Annotated in this window: 12 protein-coding genes; 6 read left to right on the top strand and 6 right to left on the bottom strand. The window is 39.6% G+C overall.

Translation table 11 applies throughout. The annotated features are described in order from the left end of the window. Positions 1 to 431: 431 nt before the first annotated feature. The 4 genes from Q4575_RS09890 to Q4575_RS09875 all read left to right on the top strand — a co-directional run bounded on the left by Q4575_RS09890 (position 432) and on the right by Q4575_RS09875 (position 4,207). Positions 432 to 1,571 carry a multiubiquitin domain-containing protein gene (locus Q4575_RS09890; protein ID WP_303522697.1) on the top strand — a complete coding sequence of 380 codons (1,140 nt, stop codon included), beginning with the start codon at positions 432 to 434 and terminating at the stop codon, positions 1,569 to 1,571. Positions 1,572 to 1,581: 10 nt separating this feature from the next. Continuing rightward, entirely contained in the window at positions 1,582 to 2,988 is a 1,407-nt protein-coding gene (locus Q4575_RS09885) for a ThiF family adenylyltransferase (protein ID WP_303522696.1), read from the top strand. Continuing rightward, positions 2,988 to 3,326: a DUF6527 family protein gene (locus tag Q4575_RS09880; RefSeq protein ID WP_303522694.1), complete on the top strand. Its 339-nt coding sequence runs from the start codon at positions 2,988 to 2,990 to the stop codon at positions 3,324 to 3,326. Before Q4575_RS09885 ends, Q4575_RS09880 begins: the two co-directional genes overlap by 1 nt. A 155-nt stretch (positions 3,327 to 3,481) precedes the next feature. Then, positions 3,482 to 4,207 (top strand): phosphoribosyltransferase family protein, encoded by a 726-nt coding sequence (locus tag Q4575_RS09875; RefSeq protein ID WP_303522692.1) that lies wholly within the window; start codon positions 3,482 to 3,484, stop codon positions 4,205 to 4,207. 270 nt (positions 4,208 to 4,477) lie between these two features. Here the strand turns inward: Q4575_RS09875 and Q4575_RS09870 are convergent, their stop codons facing one another. From Q4575_RS09870 to Q4575_RS09860, 3 genes are all read right to left on the bottom strand, one after another. Continuing rightward, positions 4,478 to 5,956: a tyrosine-type recombinase/integrase gene (locus Q4575_RS09870; protein ID WP_303522690.1), complete on the bottom strand. Its 1,479-nt coding sequence runs from the start codon at positions 5,954 to 5,956 to the stop codon at positions 4,478 to 4,480. Between the two features lie 290 nt (positions 5,957 to 6,246). After that, the gene (gene glmS / locus Q4575_RS09865) at positions 6,247 to 8,079 is read right to left on the bottom strand and encodes a glutamine--fructose-6-phosphate transaminase (isomerizing) (RefSeq protein ID WP_215962594.1); all 1,833 of its coding nucleotides are present in this window, start codon (positions 8,077 to 8,079) and stop codon (positions 6,247 to 6,249) included. Between the two features lie 13 nt (positions 8,080 to 8,092). Next, positions 8,093 to 8,851 (bottom strand): DeoR/GlpR family DNA-binding transcription regulator, encoded by a 759-nt coding sequence (locus tag Q4575_RS09860; protein WP_215962593.1) that lies wholly within the window; start codon positions 8,849 to 8,851, stop codon positions 8,093 to 8,095. A 249-nt stretch (positions 8,852 to 9,100) separates the two neighbouring features. Here Q4575_RS09860 and Q4575_RS09855 point away from each other — a divergent pair, with 249 nt between their 5' ends. Continuing rightward, complete coding sequence (locus Q4575_RS09855; RefSeq protein ID WP_303522688.1) at positions 9,101 to 10,735, top strand: methyl-accepting chemotaxis protein; 1,635 nt, start codon at positions 9,101 to 9,103, stop codon at positions 10,733 to 10,735. A 129-nt stretch (positions 10,736 to 10,864) separates the two neighbouring features. Here Q4575_RS09855 and Q4575_RS09850 read toward each other — a convergent pair whose 3' ends face one another. After that, on the bottom strand, positions 10,865 to 12,361 hold the full coding sequence (locus tag Q4575_RS09850) for a hypothetical protein (protein ID WP_272181513.1): 1,497 nt from the start codon (positions 12,359 to 12,361) through the stop codon (positions 10,865 to 10,867). Positions 12,362 to 12,536: 175 nt separating this feature from the next. Continuing rightward, on the bottom strand, positions 12,537 to 13,895 hold the full coding sequence (gene glmU / locus Q4575_RS09845) for a bifunctional UDP-N-acetylglucosamine diphosphorylase/glucosamine-1-phosphate N-acetyltransferase GlmU (RefSeq protein ID WP_215962590.1): 1,359 nt from the start codon (positions 13,893 to 13,895) through the stop codon (positions 12,537 to 12,539). Positions 13,896 to 13,976: 81 nt separating this feature from the next. On the opposite strand from glmU, the gene Q4575_RS09840 reads away from it, so the two are divergent. After that, complete coding sequence (locus Q4575_RS09840; protein ID WP_303522685.1) at positions 13,977 to 14,453, top strand: DUF523 domain-containing protein; 477 nt, start codon at positions 13,977 to 13,979, stop codon at positions 14,451 to 14,453. An 84-nt stretch (positions 14,454 to 14,537) separates the two neighbouring features. Here Q4575_RS09840 and Q4575_RS09835 read toward each other — a convergent pair whose 3' ends face one another. Next, positions 14,538 to 16,082 carry a YdiU family protein gene (locus Q4575_RS09835; protein ID WP_303522683.1) on the bottom strand — a complete coding sequence of 515 codons (1,545 nt, stop codon included), beginning with the start codon at positions 16,080 to 16,082 and terminating at the stop codon, positions 14,538 to 14,540. Positions 16,083 to 16,107 lie beyond the last annotated feature (25 nt).

The raw sequence follows: 16,107 nt of genomic DNA, 5'->3' as shown, positions 1-16,107 counted from the left end.
GGTTACCTACCTGTGTCTTTTCGACAAAATAATAAGTACTTAATACTTACTTAGACGGTAATTCCAACATGTCAAGTATTATGTCACGAAAATACCATAATAAAAAGTTAAAAATACATCCTTAAGTGTTAAATTGTTTTTAATAAAAAATAATGGAAGTAAATGGTAATAAAAATAAAAAAAACAATTGCAATTATTTTGGTGATCGGGTTAGGATGTGAATATCCAGAGTAATAGTGAGGATTTGTATATACGAACAAAACAAAACAGATAAAAAAAAAGCAAACCCGGAGGGCTTGCCTTTAATTTGGGTTCAGTCGAAAGAATCAACTCAACCGGTGTAGGAACCAAGAGTATCTTTCGAAACCTCAATTAAGTCAAGCAATGCCTCCACATTATTAATCCAATTTAGCCCATTGGAGGGCATTGTAATGAAAAATTTTGACGTAAAAGTAATCATAAATGATCTTGAGTTAGGCATAGAGCAAGGTTTATATACCGGTTTTCAGCTGCTAACGCTCGCTGGTCTATCAGAAGATAAAGTTCTAGTACTAGAGCGACCTAATGACGTAGATACGCCTGTCAGTAACTCTGATTTGGTCTTAATTCAAGGGGGGGAGCTCTTCTCAGTATCCGCTAATGTCAAGGAACATAGTCCAAACTCGGTTAATCCTATAGACATAAACATAAACGCGAAAAAAGTTGAGACCGTCCACAATACCAAATTAACTGGTAAAGACATTAAGCTATTGGTCACAGACTCTCCCGAGAATAAATCTCTATACTTGGAACTGAATAAAAGGCCTGATCATTTAGTAGAAAATAATGAGACTATTCTATTAAATGGACCACTAAGGTTTCTACTAGTAGATAGAACTAACGAAGCTTCCGATATTCCTGATGTTGAAGAATGTACGCGTAATGAATTAACTATTCCCAAAAAAGACAAATATAGAATCAAGGTCGACAAGGAAAAGTTTATAGTCGAACGTCCAAGATTAACAGGTGGAGAAATACTGAAACTCGCAGGTTATGATTCATCCCGCTATTTATATCAAAAATTCAAAAATGGTGAACGCAAGCAAATAGACATAGATGAAAAGGTCGACTTTTCCGAGCCCGGTATTGAAAGATTTCATACTATAAGGTGTGAGCATCAGGAGGGTTTGGTAGACGCTAGAGCCGACTTCATGTTGTCTGAAAGTGATTCACAATTCTTGGATAGCTTAGGGCTTAAGTGGGAATGTGTTATTGAACGGAATATAAAACGCGTCGTAATTTATGATTTTCAACTGCCCAACGGATTCAATGTAAAAAAAGTAGATATGAATTTTCGGATACCCGATACATATCCCACCAGTCAAATAGATATGGCTTACTTCTACCCAGCAATTAGTAGAGCAGATGGAAAAACCATTAGAGCGCTAAGTAGCGATTTATTTAATGGTCTAAACTGGCAACGCTGGTCAAGGCATCGAACTGCACAAAACTCTTGGGAGCCCGGTGTAGATTCAATCGCTACACACACAGCCTACGTTCATTCTTGGTTTATCGCTGAATTAAATAAGTAGGGAGAGTGAAATGTCTATCAAATTTAAACTCTCATCCCAAACAATATCGGAATTACATAGCTGTTTGTACAACGGCGATGGAAAAGAAACTGTGGCATTTGTGCTTTGTGGGACAGCAATTACAAATGAGCAAGTAATTATACTTGCTCATGAAGTTGTGGCACTATCAAGTGAATCCTACCTTGATAGAAAATCTGACTTTGTGCGCTGGAGTACATTCGAGCTAAAGCCACTACTGGATAGAGCCGAAAAGGAGTCATTATCGATCGTTAAATTTCATTGTCATCCTAGTGGATATGACGAATTTTCAAATATTGATAATGAATCTGACAAAGAACTGTTCCCAAGTATATATGATTGGCTAGGTACTAAAGTTCCTTGCTTATCGGCAATTCTTTTACCTGATGATAGGGTCATCGCCCGCCATATAGATGCTAATGGTAATTTTTTCCCAGTATCCACCACTGTAGTTGGGGATATTGTAAAAAACTATTCAACTAAAGCGAGCTGTACTAAACCATTTCAAAAGTTTGAAGAAAGGAATCTGCAAACATTTGGTTCACTCACTAGAGATACCCTAAGCCAAATGAAAATAGCCGTTATTGGGTGTTCAGGTACAGGTTCACCAGTTGTCGAACAACTGAATCGTTTGGGGGTAGGAGAACTAATTCTTGTAGATCCTGACAAACTGGAACACAAAAACTTAAATCGAGTTACAAACACAACTATGCGGGATGCTGAACTTGCTTTGTTTAAAGTAGACGCGTTGCAAAATAGGCTAGCTGAAATAGGTTTACCTACGAGAATTACAGCCATACCTAGAACATTATTGAATAGGGAAGTTATCAAAATAGTATCTGAGTGTGATTTTATTTTTGGTTGCGTAGATTCTTCGGAAGCTAGAGTGGCGATTTCCCGAATTTCAAGTTTTTACTTAGTACCCTATATAGACATAGGAATTTGTTTGGATGCTGACGGGAGTGGAGGTGTTAGAAATATAAGTGGCAAAATAGGATATTTTCAACCAGGCATGTCAGATCATCTTACAAGACGATCCATTTTACCCTCTACTCTTGAAGCGGAATCCCTAAAACGAACTAACCCAGATGAATACCTTAATTTACTGGAAGAAGGCTATATAAAAGGAGTAAGTGAAAATAGTCCCGCCGTAATATCAGTCAACACGTACGCCTCTTCGTTGGCAATATTAGAGTTTTTAGCTCGGGTACACGAATATAGAAATGAACCTAACTCAAATTTTGCGCAGCAAACTTTTTGTTTAGTAAATAACTTTTTTGAAGAAAAGAGTGAAGAAGATTTTCTACCTTCGAAAGAACTGAAAAAATATGTTGGAAGAGGCGATTTGCCTTTGCTACTGGATATGCCATCGCTATCTGTTTCTTTGGAGGCTGCCTGATGCCAAAGTGGTTAAAGCAAATATTTAAAAGCCTAAGTGAATTCTTCAGTACTAAATATGTGGTTAAGTATGTAGATGAACTTCCGTTTAATCTTAGGAAAGGGGTTGTTTACGTTATTGGCGATGAAGAATTTCAGGCTGTAGCATCTTTTCATTGCCCTTGTGGCTGCGGAAAAGTTATTGACTTAAATTTATTGCCAGCTTCAAATAAACCTAGGTGGACAATTTGTACACCACATGGAAAACCAACGCTGTCTCCGTCTATTTGGAGAAAAGTCGGTTGTAAGAGTCATTTTTTTATACGAAATGGAAAGGTTGTTTGGGCAAAAGAATGTTAGGTTTTAATTAGAGCTGTTAAGGACGACAGCTCTCAACGAACCCGTACTATTGATTACCTAAAGATATAAAAGTCAATTATATCATTGACATAACTTTCATTCGGTTTTTATAAAATGTACTATTGCTGGCAGCACAAAAAGCTAAGGATAAGTCATTGGGAATAGATATTTGTAGAGCCCACACTGTTAGTTTAAACGAAACTCATGAATTAAGACTTGTTACAGGAGTAAATAGAAATCCAGTAGTTTCAAAAAAAAGTGGGTTGGAAATAAAATGCGTTTATCGACGCACAAAACATGGTGATCATGAAAGAGATGGAAACCCCTTCATATATGCGCTGAAAGGAAAAAGGCCATACTCAATTACTAGTAAGGAACTATTTCGTTTTAGACCAAGCTTTAAGCAAATTATTCATAAAATGGATATTCAAACTGAAGTCAACTTTGTTCTCGGGATGCCTTCTTCACATAATGTAGTAACACATTTCGGTAATAGAGTCGCTAGGAAGCTTGGGGCAACGTATATTGATGATTATTTTGCTAAGCAGAAGATTGGAGATATACTTGCTAATTTTGATATTACTGCAGTGCATAAAAATCATAAGAAGGCCGTGAATAATGTATTGTCAAAGTATGAGAAGTTAGACCCTGAGCAGGAAATCTCATTAAAAAAAATCAGAAATAATATACGACACTATTTTGAACCAGTTAAACTAAACCCCTCGTATGAGAATCTGGAGCCTAATGGTCATATATTGCTTGTAGATGATTTGCTTTCGACAGGAACAACGTTGCTTTCAGCTGAGAGGTTACTCAAGTCTCAAGGCGCTTGTGTCCAGAGTGCTTTTTGTTTGTTAAGTGACTTAACGACTCGAAAATAGTTGAATATGTTTAAAACATGGACTACTATGCACTTAGACCAAGCATACGCTCCTTGGTCTTAAAATATGAGGCATACATAGTATGTGAGCCCGTGCAGCACTTGTTACGGTCAGTTCGTAGGGGACAAATAGTAACATAAGAATGGCAGCGGCTTCTTCAACCTGCAGTTGTAAAATGCGCGATGGGGACCTTTTCAAGGTCCCCACCAAAACTCTTCAGCAATTTCTTCAGTTCAAAATTTGTCATTTCTGAATCGGTCTATTTAATTGTTACTCCGTCATTCCTGCAGCTACTGCGTTATATGACCACCTTAAAAACTGATCTAAAAACAGTTCTTTTTCAGATTCTAAACGAGCAATGGTGGCTTCCAATTTAGCTATTTTACTGTACGCATGAGCGAGAGCACCGTCACCATGATTTCTCGGTTTTTGATTACCTATTTTAACTTTTAGTCGCTCTTTAGCAGAATCCCAAGCATTTACTATTTCAGGGTGTTTGCGCAACCCAGCTTTGGTGTATGGGTGCCCTAACTCAAACTGAAGTGTGGTTCTGAGTCGGTCCCACGTTAATTTCCCAGTTGAGTACTTCGCCGCCATTTTTGAGCGAGGACACCAGCCCATAATCCGATTTCGCATATTTTCTTCTTGTTCTAAAGGCATTCTTTCTTCGGCTGGCAGTTTATCTATTGTGTCACTTAGTAAATCGTTTACAGTTCTTCTTACTCCATGAGGAGCAAAGAAGTCAGGTACTGATTCAATATAATTTCTAATACGTTCGAAAATTCTATTTACCTGCCGAGTCGAAATTCTAGAACCTTTTTCGCTAATGAATATATAGCCTTGTTTTCTTACCGAAAGTGGCAGCTTCGACCAATATTCTGTGATAAATTTATCAAATGCTTCTGTGGTTGAGTCTTTTATCGGGACTGTTCTTGCTATTGTCTTGGTAACATTAATAGCTAAACGATTTGTGCTATAAATTACATCCTCTACCTTAACGTTAAGAATTTCATTTCTTCTTCCGCCCGTATCTCTATAAAAGCGCCACAAAAGGTAATTACGGTGTCTTAGGAAGTCAGTTGAAAAAGGGTTTGATTCAGAGTCTGGTTTTAAATGTCCTTCAACGTCGTCTAAAACTGAAAAATCAAATCCTTCGAGTGATGGTTCATCATCTGATTTAGCAGACTTTGATGGTATTAATTCTAATATAAAACTCAAAACAATCTGAGCTTGTTTATCAAAAGCATTGTAAGCCTTGTCGTTTCTTATACATTCTCCAATAAACTTGTCTACATGCCATTTGATATAAAAGTAAACATATCTCATTCGAGTGGCTTTTTCTTCATTAGAAACCAATTCGTACTGTTTATTGTTAACGACTGAATTAGTTGGGTGCAGGGCTACTGTGTTATTTTCTTCTGCCTGACGGAGTATTGATTCATGAGTTATCAACTTCTGTGTAGAAACTTGATATCCCAAAAAATCAATTAACCCAGAAGTTTCGTCACGAGAAAATAGCCGACCATTGGTTAAACGTTCTTGGAAATTTATGTTAGCAGACAAGCCCCAATTGAATGCAGCTGCCAAAGACCTCAAAACCTTGTCGCAAGTCTTAGATTTTGCGCCGGCTTTAACGTACTTTGCTGTGAGATAAGTATTGGCCGCGAAATGAGGCTGCCCATGTTTGTCAACTAAGATAATTGACTCGTCGTCTGTATTCTTCTTGATAGTTTGAATTGAAAAATTCATCTTTAAACCTTCGTAAATAATTACGTAGATCTTAAAACAGAAACCTCGTACCTCTTCCTTCAATAATCAACTTTTTAATCGATAATCTATGCGAATCAAAAAAACAAAGCATTAAAAAAGGAGCATATTGCTCCTTTCTAATTTCTTAAATCATCTGCATGTTTACACTTTTTAGTACGTCTCAATAAGTTTGAAATCTTCCAAATAATTGAATTCAAAATTTGAATAATTTAAACCTTTAAAAACAATAACTAAGCGGTGTTTTGTTTACGATAATTAAGTAAGTCTCCTCATTCGACCGTGACACTTTTCGCTAAATTACGAGGTTGGTCAACGTCGGTGCCTTTGATGATTGCCACGTAGTAGCTTAATAGTTGTAATGGAATAGTGTAAACAATTGGCGCGATAAGTTCGTCAACGTGTGGTACTTCCATTACTCGCATTGTATCGTCGCCCTTGAACTTAGCGTCTTTGTCGGCGAAGACATACAAAATACCGCCGCGGGCGCGAACTTCTTCAACGTTTGATTTTAGTTTTTCCAACAATTCATTATTAGGTGCAACAACGATGATTGGCATTTCTGCGTCGATTAGCGCTAAAGGACCGTGTTTTAATTCACCGGCAGCATAGGCTTCGGCGTGAATATAAGAGATTTCTTTAAGCTTTAATGCGCCTTCCATTGCGATTGGGTATTGCTCGCCACGACCTAAAAACAGACTGTGATGTTTATCAGCAAATTCTTCAGCCATTTTTTCGATGCCTTCGCTCATTAGAAGTGACTCTTCTAATTTTGCAGGTAAGCTGCTAAGTGCAGTCACAATCTGTTTCTGAACTTCGGCTGTCATCCCTTTTTGTTTACCTAACGCTGCGGTTAACATAAGTAACGCAACTAATTGTGTGGTAAACGCTTTGGTTGATGCAACGCCAATTTCAGCACCGGCATTTGTCATAACCGCTAAGTCTGATTCTCTGACAAGTGATGAACCTGGCACGTTACAAATAGTTAAGCTGGCTTTGTAGCCAATTTCTTTTGCAAGTCTTAGTGCAGCAAGAGTATCTGCGGTTTCTCCAGATTGGGAAATCGTGACGATAAGCGAGTTTTTAGGAACATAAGATTTGCGGTAACGGAACTCAGATGCAATCTCGATATTACAACTTACATTGGCGAGTGACTCTAACCAATAGCGAGCAACCATGCCTGAGTGATATGAGGTGCCACATGCAATAATTTGCACATGGTCTATCCCTTTTAGGATTTCAGCGGCGTTGTCGCCTAAACAGTCTTCAATTACGGTATTTTCGTTAATACGGCTAGCTAAAGTATTACGTACTGCAATTGGTTGTTCATGGATTTCTTTTAACATGTAATGACGGTAAGCGCCTTTGTCACCTGCGTCATGAGTGACCGTTGATTCGTTAATTTCACGTGTTACTGGGTTACCATCGGCATCGTAAATATTAACTGAATCACGTGTTACTTCTGCCACATCACCTTCTTCTAAGAAGATAAAACGGCGAGTTACTGGTAAAAGGGCAAGTTGGTCTGAAGCAACAAAGTTCTCGCCCATACCTAAACCAATAACTAATGGTGAACCTGAACGAGCAACAACGATGCGATCAGGGTTTTGTGGTTCCATGATGACTGTGCCGTAAGCGCCTTCAAGTTGTTTAACTGAAACCTGAACTGCTGCCAATAGCGTATCGTGCTGTTTGCGGTTTTTTGCTACTAAGTGAGCAATTACTTCTGTGTCAGTGGCTGAGGAGAAGTCGTATCCGTCTTGTTGTAACTGTTCTCTCAGGCTTTCGTGGTTTTCAATGATACCGTTGTGAACTAAAGCAATTTCAGTTGACGAAATATGTGGGTGAGCATTGGCTTGCGTAACGCCGCCGTGAGTGGCCCAACGAGTGTGCGCGATACCAGTGGTACCATTTAGACCAGAAGCAGCTACGGCATCGGCTAGTGCCTGTACCTTGCCAACTTCGCGTTCACGTTTTATTACGCCGTCGCCATCTAATAAGGCGACACCTGCAGAATCATATCCACGATATTCTAATCGTTTTAAACCTTCTAACAGGATATTTACGATCCGACGTTCAGCTACACCACCAACTATTCCACACATGTTCTCTCTCCAATTAAACTTTTATAATTTTTACGTTATTTTTTGCGATTTGCGCTTCACTGTTTGCGTCAATGTCTGAATCAGTGATCAGGACATCTATTTCGCTCCAGGGAAGCTCTAAATTTGGTATTTTTCGTTGTAATTTGTCTGACTCTGCAAGGACGATAACTTGCTGAGATACTTTTGCCATCACGCGGCTTAAATTTGTTAATTCGTTAAACGTTGTTGTACCACGCGTAACATCAAGTCCAGATGCGCCTAAAAACGCCTGATCAAAGTTATATGAATCTAACATAGATTCTGCGAGTTGGCCTTGAAACGAACAGGATTGTGGGTCCCATGTGCCACCAGTCATCAACAAGGTTGGTTCGTTTTCAAGTTCAAAAGTTTGATTCGCCACTTGCATTGAGTTGGTCATGACCACTAAACCTCGCACATGTTGAGCGTGCAGCAATAATGTTGATGTGGTTGAGCCACTATCTATGACAATTCGGTTGTGATCTTTTATTAAACTGGCCGCGGCTTTAGCAATGTTTTGTTTGCGACTAGAAACCTGAGGACTACTGAGCTCGGATGAGCCTTTTGGTAGTGAGATAGCACCGCCATATTTACGCAACAACAATCCACTGTTTTCAAGTGCGGTTAAGTCTTTGCGAATGGTCACTTCTGACGTACCAAAGCTAGCCGTTAATTCATCTACGCTCACTTCTAATTTGTCATTTACTAAGTCAACAATTGCTCGTCGTCTAGATTGAGTGTCGCGTTTTTGCACTTAAAAGTCCCGTTTATCGTTTGATATTTGTTCAAATTGTTTATCGGATAGTGAACCTAGTCATTTTCGAAAGCAAGTTGGGAAACAGGCTTTCGAAATTAACAATGTTCGAATCTTGTAACTTTCGAAACGAAACCATTATAGTTTCGTAATAACACACGTCAAGTTGTTCACAAAAAATATAAAGTCGATAAAATAAAATACCTCATCTATATTAACTATTATCTATATCAACTAGCTTAAACTAATATGACTGTACATAGCATCCGATTCAAATATACCGCAGCCTTTGGCGCAATTGCGCTATTTCTCATACTGTTGGTGGCATTTTATAACGCACTAATATCTAAAACTGAATCTGCGTTAGATTTATTTGGGAAAAAATTTAATCCAGCTATCTCGGCTGTTTTAAACGCCGACAGAGATTTATATCAAGCCCGTGTTGCCGAGCAGCTAGTTTTACTTAATTCCCCTAATAGTGAATCTGCTAAACAAGCATTTGTCGATTATCAAGATAATGCGCAACAAGCGCTTGACCGCATGAATAAGTACAAATCGCTGCTTCAGGCTTATCCTGAGATTTTAGCTAAATTAAGTGGGTTTGAACCAGCCTACAAAACGTGGTTGCAAGAAAGTGGCGAAGTTTTTGAATTGGTCAGTAAGAGTGATGTTTACAAAGCTCGGGATGTAAGCGCTAAGAGTTCGTTAGTGGCTTTTGAAGCGCTGCGGAGTTTTTATGACATTGCAGGGGAAGAAGCCGACAAAATGTCTAAGTTTGTGTCATCAGAAACAGTAGACTCGGTGGCTAACCAACAGAGTGTTTTGCTTACGATTAGTTTAATTATTGTTTGTGGAATGATGACGATTGGTTATATCGGTCCTAAGTTCATGTCAAATTCTTTGATAACGCTACGCAACCAAATTGATAGCTTAAACAGCGGCGATGGCGATTTAACTCAACGTCTTAATTCGAAACGCCATGACGAAATTGGTGATGTGGAAAACAGTTTAGATCAGTTTGTAAATGATTTAGCGAAACTTATCTCGTCCATTGTTGGTCAGTCTTCAAAAGTTATTGAGGGTGTTGGACAGATGGATGGCGGTGCGAAAAGAGTGCAGGAGATCAGCCAAGAACAATCTGAATCTGTTGAGCAAATCGCGACGTCTGTAAATGAGATGTCTTATGCAATAAAAGAAGTTGCTGAAAACGCGCATTTAACCGCAGATGAGTTACAGCAGGTAACAGTATTGACTGAAGAGGGCACTCGAATTACTGAATCAGCCGTTACTGAAATTTCTAACTTGTCAGATACGGTTGCCAATGCGGCTGAGGTTATTATTAAATTGTCTGAGAACTCAGCGGATATAGCATCGGTTCTAGATGTTATCCGTGGTATCGCTGAGCAAACAAACTTACTGGCATTAAATGCAGCAATTGAAGCCGCCCGTGCGGGTGAGCAGGGACGAGGCTTTGCCGTTGTAGCAGATGAAGTGCGTACGTTGGCGAGTAAGACTCAGCAGAGTACTGAGAACATTCAAAAAATGATCGAGAATTTACAAAATGGTGTTGAACATGCTGTGGAATCGATTAATGCCGGTAGCGCGGTAACTGAATCTACAGTAGCACTGTCTAAACAAACCTTAACGGCGTTATCTAAAATTGCAGAAGCTTCGCAAAAAGTAACCGACGTTGCTGCGCAAACCGCAACCGCGACTGAAGAGCAAAGTCAGGTCGCACAAGAAATAAGTAAGTACCTAACAGAGCTCGCTGATAAAACGGCAAATACGTTTGAAATTGCGTCGCAAAATGGCGAGAGAGCAAGAAATGCCAGAGTTGAGGCGAAACAACTCAGTGATTCGGTAAGTCGATTTAAACTGAATTAACCGGGTTAATCTGACTAAGGGTAAAGCTCGGTTTACCGAAGTGTTGGTTATGCAGAATAAATAGAACTAACCAAACATATAGACTCAAAGAAGTTATCTATAATAGGTAACTTCTTTGAATTTTATATATTACTGAATAACTGCGATAAGGCTGTTTAAACTGCCGCTTGATGTCGCTAATGCTGGGTGACCTGCATGGAATGTTAAAGCTTGATTAATTAAACTCGCCGCTCGATTTAATTCACCATCTTCTGCCAACTCAACTGCAGTTTCATTCACTTTCTTAATTAAGTCGTCAAAATATCCAGCCACTTTTTCATTATCAGGTTCAGCCGCTAATACTTTAAATAAAGCATCATTTGCATTTTTAGTGCTGTCGCCTACGCTAAAAAAGTTACCACTGCGGATATATGATCTCGCATTTGTAAGCAACGCCTTGCGGTTTCTTGATGACATGGTTGGAGAATAGGTAGCTTGTGCATAATCCAAACGTTTTTGTTTTAATGCACTTAATTCATCAAGCTTTACTAGTGTTGAACTCCAACTGGCCATTTCAGGTATCGCACCAAGTGCTTGATGCAATAAGTTTCTTGCCAACTCAATTTTACCGTCGCTAACTAATTCTTTTATTTCTTCATCAAGCTCTTTAACTAGTTTAAACATACCCGTTTTTGCTTTTGAATTATCCGGTTCGCTGGTCAATACACGTTTGTATTTAGAGTAGGCGTTCGACGACTCAGGAGCGAAAAATTGCTTTCTTTTTAGGTAGGTTTTTGCATTTGACAATAGCGCATTACGAGTTGATGTAGACAACTCTGGAATATATTCATTTGGATCATGTAACGCACTAATATGACTATCAATGTTTTGTAATCCAATCGCACGTTCATTTAAATTAAGCAATAATGCGTGATCTGGTAGCTCGCTCAGGCCTTGTTCGGTCAGTGAAATGGCTTTAAAAATTTCTCCGTCATCCAGCAAATCATCAACTTCTTCTTGAACGTCTTCAAGCAAATTAAAATACTGGGCAATCGCTTTGGTATTTTTAGGATTGTCTTTTAACAAACGTCTAATATTGTTAAAGGCATTTTTATGTTCAGGAGCAAAAAATTGTTTTTGACGTAAATATACTTTGGTATTTGAAATCAACGTCCTAACCTGACTACTCGACAGTTGATTTGTTGCTTTTAGGTCAGCAGGAGAAATTTTTGGTACTGGTGTCTTTGCAACTTGACTGGTGGTTGCAGGGGCTTGAGTAAAACTTTGTTTTAATGCCGCCCAACTGGAAGGCTCAACACCTACTTCATACTGCAGTGACAAATATTCAAGTTTTAAACGGTCAGCGTCTAACGACTGACCTTGCTGAACAAGTGCCATTACCTGTTGTTTAGTTGCGGTGTCGAGTAACAATGCAAATGAATGGGTTTTTGGGTGCTCACTGTCGGTTTTAGCCATCATTTTGTAGACGCTAAACGCACTTGCACTTCTACCTGAAAGGGTATCTGAGGAAATGAACTTGATCCCCTGCTCATACAACGTATCTAAGATTAACGTATTGTTAGCACTTAACAAACTTGAAAATCCAATAAGAATTGCTGCAAAAGTAGTGATAAACCGTTTGTTCATGATAAATTCAGGGCCTTTGATTTGTCGAGTTTAAAAACACAGTACATTATACTGAATTCGAGTTATTATTCTATTAATTAGTCGAGCATTCCCCGACGACTGAATCGATGTATTAGTTACTGCAATGGTATTAAACGCTCCGGTATTACTAAAAAAGTAACACCGGATCATGAGTTTAGCCTTTTACAGGACGTGGCCAATTGTCTATGTTTCGTTGCTTTCCGCGCGCAATTGAAAGAGCATTTTTTTCAACATCTTTGGTAATCGTTGAACCTGCAGCAACAAAACCGTTTGCAGAAATGGTAACCGGTGCCACAAGTGTTGAGTTTGTGCCAATAAATGCGTTGTCTTCAATGGTCGTTTTAAATTTATTCACACCATCGTAGTTTGCCGTGATAACGCCGGCACCAATGTTTACACCTTGGCCAACTGTTGTATCACCTAAATAAGAGAAATGATTAACTTTAGACCCTTCGCCTAATGTTGATTTTTTCATTTCTACAAAATTGCCGACCTTAGCTTTATTGCCAACGACCGCACCAGGGCGCAATCTAGCGAATGGACCAATTTGAGCATTAGTTAAAACTTCGGCTGACTCAATAATGCTATTTGCGTGAACCACAGTGTTATCACCAATCACGCAGTCAATAAGCAAGCAATTTGGACCAATAACCACATTGTTACCTAAAGTAACTTTGCCTTCAAAAACAACATTGATATCAAGCTCAACATCTTGGCCAACGGTTACGTCACCACGGACGTCAACTCTGCTTGGATCGCGCATTGACGCGCCTGCCAACATTAGCTTTTCGGTTTCACGTTTCTGATATTCACGTTCTAAAGCGGCTAGTTGTACACGGTTGTTCGCACCTTCAACTTCCATTGCACTGTCGGGATGTGCTGTTGTTACAGCATAGCCTTGCTCATTCGCCATAGCGATAATGTCGGTTAGATAGTATTCGCCCTGTGCATTGTCGTTTGAAAGGTTATTCAACCACGATTTTAACAAGTCGCCGTTAACCGCCATTATGCCCGTATTTACTTCATTGATTGAGAGTTGTTCTGGATTTGCGTCTTTTTGCTCAATAATGCCTACAACTGAACCGTTTTCACGAATAATTCGACCGTAACCAGATGGATCGTCTAGTTTAACAGTGAGAAGCGCAATGCCTTTTTCTGGTTTAACAGCGAGTAACCGTTCTAGAGTTGCGCTTTGAATAAGTGGTACGTCGCCATATAGAATTAAAATTGTATCGTTGTCAGGCATAAATTGTTCAGCAACCTTTACCGCGTGACCGGTTCCAAGTTGCTCAGCTTGCAGTGCCCAATTGGCGTTGTTTTCAGCAAGTGCCTGTTTTAACGTGTCGCCGCCATGTCCGTATACTATTGTCACTCCTGACGCATTCAATGCAGTACCTGCATCAATTACATGTTGTACCATAGGCTTGTGTGCAACTGGGTGCAAAACTTTTGGTAAGCTAGAACGCATACGTGTGCCTTTTCCGGCAGCTAAAACCACGACAGATAAACTCATTTGGGCAATACTTCCATTTTAATTATTTTAAACGCAGGTATTATACGCAATCAGATGACATTTTTTTGAATTTTTTTATTAATGTATAAAACCAACAATTTTAAGTTATTAGTCTCAGCTTGTTTGCTTGGCCATCCGGTTCGGTATGACGGTAAGAGTAAACCTTTGGCTGACTTAAGTTGGTTAAAGCAGTTACAGCAAGACGGTAAGTTAGTGGTTATGTGTCCAGAGGTGATGGGCGGGCTTAACACACCAAGGGCGCCAGCTGAATACGCTGAAGGTAAAGTCATCACTGTACAGGGAATTGACGTAACAGAGGCCTTTGAAAAGGGGGCTGACCAAGCATTAGCACTTTGCCAAGCGCACCAAGTGAGTCACGCCTTGCTGAAAGCGAATAGTCCAAGTTGTGGTAATCAACAAATATATGACGGTACGTTTAGCGCTACTTTAATTGATGGTGAAGGGGTAACGGCTAGGCGACTGCGTGAAAATGGTGTCGCGGTTTTTTCAGAATTGCAGCTTTATGAATTACAACAGCAGCTAAATCACTCAGATTAGCTAATTCGTACTCAATCATAGAAATGTCGCGCGCAGCTTTTACTAAGGGCATTGCGCGCCACGATTTCGTATTACTTTTTGGAATTAACTGCTGCAACTGATACTGAGTTTACCTGCCCAGTCTGGGGGCAATTTACTATAAAGGTCGAAGTCAGGCTGCTCGGCAAATGGCTGTGATAACACCAACAACAGTTCCTCTAAAGGTTTGTTATCTCCACTCTCTGCAGCTTCAATGACTTGCTGTGCTAAGTAGTTTCTAACAATGTATTTGGGGTTTACCGAATACATGAGCTCGCAACGTTCATCATCTGAAATAACTTCCATAGAAACACGTTTTTTATAACGTTTTAGCCAAGCTGTTGCTGCATCACGGTCGACAAAGGTATCAATAAATACTTGTTCATTTTTGTCACTAAAACGGACATTGCTTAACATTCGCCACGTATAGGTATAGTCGCGTTTTTGTTCCTGCATGAGGGTGAGAAGTCCCCCCAACAAGGCTTGATCTTCTTTTTGCTTTTCTTTAAAACCAAGCTTTTTCCGCATTAATGAAGAATAATTATCAAGTAAAATTGTTTCGTACTGTTTTAGCAATTCGGTCAATTCTTCTTTTGACAATAAAGGCGAAAGTGAATAGCCAAGCGCGTTGAGATTCCACAACCCTATGCTCGGTTGTTCGTCAAATGCATATCGACCAGTGTGATCTGAATGATTGCAAATATGTGATGGTTCATACACATCTAGAAAACCGTAGGGACCATAATCAAAAGTGATGCCCAAAATTGACATGTTGTCGGTGTTCATAACCCCGTGGCAAAATCCATAAGCTTGCCACTTCGCAATCATTTCCGCTGTCGTTCGGATCGTGAATTTAAGTAATTGATAAGCTTGCTGTTGCACTGAGGCATTGGGCTTTAGAGCGCGTATTTCATCCGACGATTGCGGCAATACGTCAGTTACAGCGTATGCCACAAGTTGTTCTAATAATTTAGTATCGTTTTGATAAAAGGCGTATTCAAAATGACCAAAACGAAGGTGACTTTCGCAAACCCGGATTAAAGCGGCACCGGGTTCGATGGTTTCACGCTGGACTTTTTCACCTGTTGTAAATAAGCCTAAAGCCCGGGAAGTTGGTATCCCCAAATGATGTAATGCTTCGGAAGCTAAATATTCGCGTATGCAGCTTCTTAATACTGCTCGGCCATCGCCAAATCGAGAATATGGAGTTTTTCCCGCGCCTTTTACGTGAATATCCCAACGCCCTGTGTCGGAAAGTAATTCACCGAGTAACAATCCGCGGCCATCGCCTAATTCGGGATTATATTGACCAAATTGATGCCCTGTGTATTTTTGCGCAATAGGTTGGGCCGCATCTACCATTTGATTTCCGCTAAACCAGTTAAGCCATTCAGATTGGCTTTCTAAGGCAGTCGCATCGATATTGAGTATCTTACTTGTTTGCGAACTGATACTTACCCACTTAGGTTTTGGGAATGCCGTTGGATTTACAAAATGCCCTAATTCAGACAACGAATTAGCATACGTATTGGAAAATCGTAAGTCGGTAATTTTTGTCGATTGCTTGCCAGATAGAATAGTCATAATCGTCGTTAATTTGATCTCAAACAAAGTGTGCGCCTTTCAATAGTTTACG

It is taken from the genome of Psychrosphaera sp. 1_MG-2023 (assembly GCF_030548245.1).
Classification (GTDB): domain Bacteria; phylum Pseudomonadota; class Gammaproteobacteria; order Enterobacterales; family Alteromonadaceae; genus Psychrosphaera; species Psychrosphaera algicola.
The sequence above is the reverse complement of the archived record's forward strand: the minus strand, read 5'-3'. Positions and strand labels throughout refer to the sequence as shown.